The organism is Salmonella sp. SJTUF15591 (assembly GCF_043356435.1).
GTDB lineage: Bacteria > Pseudomonadota > Gammaproteobacteria > Enterobacterales > Enterobacteriaceae > Salmonella > Salmonella enterica.
In genome coordinates this window covers 135157-142450 of record NZ_JBEUJO010000011.1, presented here as the reverse complement: position 1 = coordinate 142450, position 7294 = coordinate 135157, and the positions used below count along the sequence as shown (strand labels likewise).

The following is a 7294-nucleotide window of genomic DNA, read 5'->3' as shown; positions in this document are numbered from 1 at the left end:
GCCGCTGACAGCACCGACGCCGTTAACGGCTCTCAGTTGTTTGATACAAATGAGAAAGTGGATAAGAACACTGCTGATATCGCCACCAATACCGACAGCATCAACCAAAACACTGCCGATATTACCGCTAATACCGACAGCATTAACCAGAACACAACCGATATCGCCGCCAATACCGACAGCATTAACCAAAACACAACCGATATCGCCACCAACACCACCAATATCAACAGCCTGAGCGACTCCGTCACCACGCTCACCGACGATGCCCTGTTGTGGGATGCAGCCTCTGGCGCATTCAGCGCTAACCACAACGGAAGCGACAGCAAAATCACCAATCTGGCGGCGGGTACCCTGGCCGCTGACAGCACCGACGCCGTTAACGGCTCTCAGTTGTTTGATACAAATGAGAAAGTGGATCAGAACACCGCTGATATCACCACCAATACCAACAGCATCAATCAGAACACCACTGATATTGCCACCAACACCACCAGTATCAACAACCTGAGCGATTCCATCACCACGCTCACCGATGATGCCCTGTTATGGGATGCAGCCTCTGGCACATTCAGCGCTAACCACAACGGAAGCGACAGCAAAATCACCAATCTGGCGGCGGGTACCCTGGCTTCGGACAGCACCGACGCCGTTAACGGCTCACAATTGTTTGCCACCAATGAAAATGTGTCTCAGAACACCACTGATATCGCTGCCAATACAACCAGCATCAATCAGAACACCACTGATATCGCCACCAACACCACCAGTATCAACAACCTGAGCAACTCAGTTACCACGCTCACCGACGATGCACTGCTATGGGATGCAGTCTCTGGCGCATTCAGCGCTAACCGCAACGGAAGCGCCAGTAAAATCATCAATGTCGCCGCTGGGGACCTTTCGGAGGACAGTACAGACGCGGTGAACGGCTCCCAGTTGTATGAAACCAACCAGAGGGTGGATCAAAACACCTCTGCTATCGCAGATATTAATACGTCCATCACCAATCTTAGCTCTGACAATCTGAGCTGGAATGAAACAACAAGTTCGTTCTCTGCCAGCCACGGAAGTAGTACGACAAACAAAATCACCAACGTTGCTGCCGGAGAGCTGTCTGAAGAAAGTACCGACGCGGTTAACGGCTCGCAGCTGTTCGAAACCAATGAAAAAGTGGATCAGAACACGACCGATATCGCCGCCAATACCACTAACATCACTCAGAACAGCACCGCGATTGAGAACCTGAATACTTCTGTCTCCGACATTAATACGTCCATTACCGGCCTCACTGATAACGCTCTGTTATGGGACGAAGACATCGGCGCTTTCAGCGCAAACCACGGTGGAAGCACCAGTAAAATAACCAATGTCGCCGCCGGGGCGCTTTCTGAGGACAGTACAGACGCGGTAAACGGCTCACAGTTGTATGAAACCAACCAGAAGGTGGATCAAAACACCTCTGCTATCGCGGATATCAATACGTCCATCACCAATCTTGGTACCGATGCACTGAGCTGGGATGACGAAGAGGGTGCGTTCAGCGCCAGCCACGGTACCAGCGGTACCAATAAGATAACCAATGTAGCAGCAGGTGAAATCGCCAGTGACAGTACTGACGCTGTTAATGGCTCTCAGCTCTATGAAACTAACATGCTGATTTCTCAGTATAATGAATCTATTAGCCAACTAGCCGGCGATACCAGCGAAACCTATATCACGGAAAATGGTACCGGCGTGAAATACATCCGTACGAATGATAACGGGCTTGAAGGCCAGGATGCATACGCAACGGGTAACGGCGCAACGGCAGTAGGTTACGAGGCCGTCGCCTCTGGCGCTGGCAGCCTGGCTCTTGGCCAAAACAGCAGCAGCACCATTGATGGCAGTATCGCTTTGGGCAGTGGATCCACCTCTAACCGCGCTATTACAACCGGTATACGAGAAACGAGCGTAACAAGCGATGGCGTCGTCATTGGCTACAATACAACAGACAGAAAGTTGCTGGGCGCGTTGTCATTGGGGACGGATGGAGAAAGCTATCGTCAAATTACCAACGTTGCGGACGGCTCTGAAGCGCAAGATGCGGTAACAGTTCGTCAGTTACAAAATGCCATTGGTGCGGTCACTACTACACCGACCAAGTACTACCACGCAAACTCAACGGAAGAAGATTCACTGGCTGTCGGAACTGACTCACTGGCAATGGGTGCGAAGACCATCGTCAATGCTGATGCAGGTATTGGTATTGGTCTGAATACACTGGTGATGGCTGATGCCATCAACGGTATTGCTATCGGTTCTAACGCACGCGCCTACCATGCAAACAGTATTGCAATGGGTAATGGTTCTCAGACCACTCGCGGCGCACAGACTGACTACACCGCCTACAACATGGACACACCGCAGAACTCTGTCGGTGAGTTCTCTGTCGGCAGTGAAGACGGTCAACGTCAGATCACTAACGTCGCGGCGGGTTCGGCAGATACCGATGCCGTTAACGTTGGTCAATTGAAAGTCACCGACAGCCGTGTTGCCGCGAATACCGAAAGCATCAATAACCTGAACACGCAGGTGAGTAGTCTTGATACTCGCGTCACCAATATTGAAAACGGTATTGGCGATATCGTCACTACCGGTAGCACCAAGTACTTCAAGACCAACACCGATGGCGTAGATGCAAATGCCCAGGGTGCGGACAGCGTCGCGATTGGCTCTGGCTCTATTGCTGCCGCTGAAAACAGCGTGGCGTTAGGCACAAATTCAGTCGCAGATGAAGCTAATACTGTGTCTGTTGGCTCTTCTACTCAACAACGCCGTATTACCAACGTTGCCGCAGGGGTGAACAACACTGACGCGGTTAATGTGGCGCAACTGAAAGCCTCAGAAGCAGGCTCCGTGCGTTATGAAACCAATGCAGATGGCTCGGTTAACTATAGCGTGCTCAACCTGGGAGACGGGAGTGGCGGTACCACTCGGATCGGCAATGTTTCAGCGGCGGTGAATGATACGGATGCGGTTAACTATGCGCAATTGAAACGCAGCGTCGAAGAAGCAAACACCTATACCGACCAGAAAATGGGTGAAATGAACAGCAAAATCAAAGGCGTAGAAAACAAGATGAGCGGCGGTATCGCTTCAGCGATGGCGATGGCCGGTCTGCCACAAGCCTACGCCCCGGGCGCCAACATGACCTCGATTGCTGGCGGTACGTTTAATGGTGAAAGTGCCGTCGCCATTGGTGTCTCCATGGTAAGTGAAAGCGGGGGCTGGGTGTATAAATTGCAAGGAACCAGCAACAGCCAGGGCGATTACTCTGCGGCCATTGGCGCGGGCTTCCAGTGGTAATGAAGTAACAACACTCCCGACATCAAAGGCAATGGCATAATGCCATTGCCTTTTCACTTCCCTTTGCTGTCCTCTCCCCTCAATTGGCCCTACCAATTTTAGCCCGTTACCACAGCCTACTCACATTTCACTAAATTAACTCTACAATACCGTTGCCAATAAATAACATCTGGTTAACTATTTGTTGTCATTATCCATACACAACAATATTGGCAGGACCACTTTTACACATAATGTGACTTCAACGAGATGAGCAAAGATTCATCCCATTATGCGTGTGGTTCTCAGGAGACCTGCAATGAACCTCTGGCAACAAAACTATGACCCGGCGGGTAATATCTGGCTTTCCAGCCTGATCGCATCGCTCCCAATCCTGTTCTTCTTTTTCGCCCTGATTAAACTCAAGCTGAAAGGCTACGTTGCCGCTTCGTGGACGGTGGTTATCGCGCTCGCCGTCGCGCTGCTGTTCTATAAAATGCCGGTCGATCACGCGCTGGCATCGGTCGTGTATGGCTTCTTCTACGGGCTATGGCCGATTGCCTGGATAATCATCGCCGCGGTCTTCGTCTATAAAATTTCGGTCAAGACCGGGCAGTTTGACATTATTCGCTCGTCAATTCTGTCGATTACCCCCGATCAACGTCTGCAAATGCTGATTGTCGGCTTCTGCTTCGGCGCGTTTCTTGAAGGCGCGGCGGGTTTCGGCGCGCCGGTGGCGATAACCGCCGCGCTGCTGGTGGGTCTGGGCTTTAATCCGCTGTATGCGGCAGGGCTGTGCCTGATTGTAAACACCGCGCCAGTCGCCTTTGGCGCGATGGGGATCCCGATTCTGGTTGCCGGACAGGTCACGGGCCTGGACAGCTTTGAAATCGGTCAGATGGTCGGTCGTCAGCTACCGTTCCTGACCATTATCGTGCTGTTCTGGATTATGGCGATTATGGACGGCTGGCGCGGCGTGAAAGAAACCTGGCCTGCGGTGATGGTCTCTGGCGGTTCGTTTGCTATCGCCCAGTATCTCAGCTCCAACTTTATCGGGCCGGAACTGCCGGACATTATCTCTTCTCTGGTATCTCTGGTGTGTCTGACGCTGTTCCTCAAACGTTGGCAGCCGGTGCGCATCTTCCGCTTCGGCGATATGGGCGCGTCACAGGTCGATCAGACGCTGGCCCGTACCCGCTATACGACAGGGCAAATCGTTCGCGCCTGGTCGCCGTTTCTGTTCCTGACCGCCACGGTCACTCTCTGGAGCATACCGCCGTTCAAAGCGCTGTTTGCCCCCGGCGGCGCGCTGTATGACTGGGTAATTAACGTTCCGGTACCGTATCTCGATAAACTGGTCGCCCGTATGCCGCCGGTTGTACACGAAGCGACCGCTTACGCGGCGGTGTATAAATTTGACTGGTTCTCCGCCACCGGCACGGCGATCCTGTTTGCCGCGCTGTTGTCTATCGTCTGGCTGAAAATGAAACCCTCAGCCGCAATCCAGACCTTTGGCAGCACGCTGAAAGAGCTGGCGTTGCCGATTTACTCCATCGGCATGGTGCTGGCGTTCGCGTTTATCTCGAACTATTCCGGGCTTTCTTCTACGCTGGCGTTAGCGCTGGCGCACACCGGCAGCGCCTTCACGTTCTTCTCGCCGTTCCTCGGCTGGCTGGGGGTATTCCTGACCGGATCCGACACCTCATCTAACGCGCTGTTTGCCTCTCTACAGGCTACCGCGGCGCAGCAAATCGGCGTCTCTGATGTGCTGATGGTGGCGGCGAATACCACTGGAGGCGTAACCGGGAAGATGATCTCGCCGCAGTCTATCGCCATCGCCTGCGCGGCGGTGGGACTGGTAGGAAAAGAGTCCGATCTGTTCCGTTTTACCGTCAAACACAGCCTGATCTTCACCTGTATGGTGGGCGTGATCACTACGCTTCAGGCCTATGTTTTAACCTGGATGATTCCGTGATTGTGATGCCAAAACGCCTGTCAGACGAGATTGCCTCTCGCGTGCGGGCGCTGATTGAAGAACAAAACCTGGAAGCGGGCATGAAATTGCCCGCCGAGCGCCAGTTGGCTCTACAGCTTGGCGTATCACGCAACTCTTTACGCGAAGCGCTGGCGAAGCTGGTCAGCGAAGGCGTGCTGGTGAGTCGTCGCGGCGGCGGGACATTTGTCCGCTGGCAGCACGAAACCTGGTCTGAACAGAATATCGTGCAACCGCTGAAAATGCTGATGGCGAACGATCCGGACTACAGTTTCGACATTCTGGAAGCCCGCCACGCCATTGAAGCCAGTACGGCCTGGCACGCCGCCATGCGTGCCACCGCTGCCGACAAAGAGAAAATCAGACTCTGCTTTGATGCGACGCTCAGCGAAGACCCGGATCTCGCCTCCCAGGCCGACGTGCGCTTTCATCTGGCGATCGCGGAAGCCTCGCACAATGTGGTGCTGTTGCAAACCATGCGCGGTTTCTTCGACGTCCTGCAATCCTCCGTCAAACAGAGTCGCCAGCGTATGTATCTCGTTCCGCCCGTATTCTCAAAGCTGACGGAACAACACCAGGCGGTGATGGACGCCATTCTGGACGGTAACGCCGAGGGCGCGCGTAAAGCGATGATGGCGCACCTCAGTTTTGTCCACACCACGATTAAACGATTTGATGAAGACCAGGCCCGCCAGGCGCGTATTACCCGCCTGCCCGGCGACCATAATGAGATGACCAGGGAGAATAAATCATGATTATTTCAGCAGCCAGCGATTATCGCGCCGCAGCTCAGCGCACGTTGCCTCCTTTCCTCTTCCACTACATCGACGGCGGCGCGTATGCGGAATATACCCTGCGCCGAAATGTGGAAGACCTGTCGCAAGTCGCTCTGCGCCAGCGCGTGCTGAAAAATATGTCCGATTTAAGCCTGGAAACGACCCTGTTTAACGAAACGTTGTCGATGCCGGTGGCATTAGCGCCGGTAGGCCTGTGCGGCATGTACGCCCGTCGCGGCGAAGTACAGGCCGCCGCCGCCGCAGACGCAAAGGGCATTCCGTTCACCCTTTCCACCGTCTCCGTCTGTCCGATTGAAGAAGTTGCACCAACCATTAAGCGCCCGATGTGGTTCCAGCTTTATGTACTGCGTGACCGGGGCTTTATGCGTAATGCGCTGGAACGAGCAAAAGCGGCGGGCTGCTCCACGCTGGTCTTTACCGTGGATATGCCGACGCCGGGCGCGCGCTACCGTGACGCCCACTCCGGGATGAGCGGCCCAAACGCGGCCATGCGCCGTTACTGGCAGGCGGTGATGCACCCTAAATGGGCGTGGGATGTCGGCCTGAACGGTCGCCCGCATGATTTAGGCAATATTTCCGCCTATCTGGGTAAACCGACCGGCCTTGAGGACTATATCGGCTGGCTGGCAAATAACTTCGATCCGTCCATCTCCTGGAAAGATCTGGAGTGGATACGCGAATTCTGGGACGGCCCAATGGTGATCAAAGGGATCCTCGATCCAGAAGATGCCCGCGATGCGGTACGTTTCGGCGCTGACGGTATCGTGGTGTCGAATCACGGCGGCCGCCAGCTCGATGGCGTGCTCTCTTCCGCCCGCGCCCTGCCCGCCATTGCCGATGCGGTGAAAGGCGATATCGCCATTCTGGCGGATAGCGGGATTCGTAACGGGCTGGATGTCGTGCGTATGATTGCGCTGGGGGCCGATACCGTACTGCTGGGTCGGGCCTATCTCTACGCGCTGGCGACGGCAGGAAAAGCGGGGGTCGCCAACCTGCTGGACCTGATCGAGAAAGAGATGAAAGTCGCCATGACCCTGACCGGCGCGAAATCCATTAGCGAAATCAGTGGCGATTCACTGGTGCAGGAACTGGGGAGAAGTTTGCCCGCCGCGCTGGCGCCAATGAGCAAAGGCGATTCCGCCTGAGCGCCTGGCGCGTGAGAGCCCGGTAAATTTCT

General features: G+C 54.6%; 4 protein-coding genes. All 4 read left to right on the top strand.

Going from position 1 to position 7294, the window contains the following annotated elements:
- On the top strand, positions 1–3348 hold a 3348-nt coding region (gene sadA / locus ABVM99_RS21140), incomplete at its 5' end, for a trimeric autotransporter adhesin SadA (protein WP_393927297.1).
- A 298-nt stretch (positions 3349–3646) separates the two neighbouring features.
- A complete protein-coding gene (gene lldP, locus ABVM99_RS21135; RefSeq protein WP_001055308.1) occupies positions 3647–5302 on the top strand; it encodes an L-lactate permease in 1656 nt (551 codons plus the stop codon).
- Entirely contained in the window at positions 5299–6075 is a 777-nt protein-coding gene (gene lldR, locus ABVM99_RS21130) for a transcriptional regulator LldR (protein ID WP_000636696.1), read from the top strand. Before lldP ends, lldR begins: the two co-directional genes overlap by 4 nt.
- Positions 6072–7262, top strand: a complete 1191-nt coding sequence (gene lldD, locus ABVM99_RS21125) for an FMN-dependent L-lactate dehydrogenase LldD (RefSeq protein WP_023195158.1) — start codon at positions 6072–6074, stop codon at positions 7260–7262. Before lldR ends, lldD begins: the two co-directional genes overlap by 4 nt.
- Positions 7263–7294: the final 32 nt, after the last annotated feature.

Coding starts and splice junctions, on each gene's coding strand:
- lldD (WP_023195158.1), top strand. CDS start 6,072: ATGATTATTTCAGCAGCCAGCGATTATCGCGCCGCAGCTCAGCGCACG.
- lldP (WP_001055308.1), top strand. CDS start 3,647: ATGAACCTCTGGCAACAAAACTATGACCCGGCGGGTAATATCTGGCTT.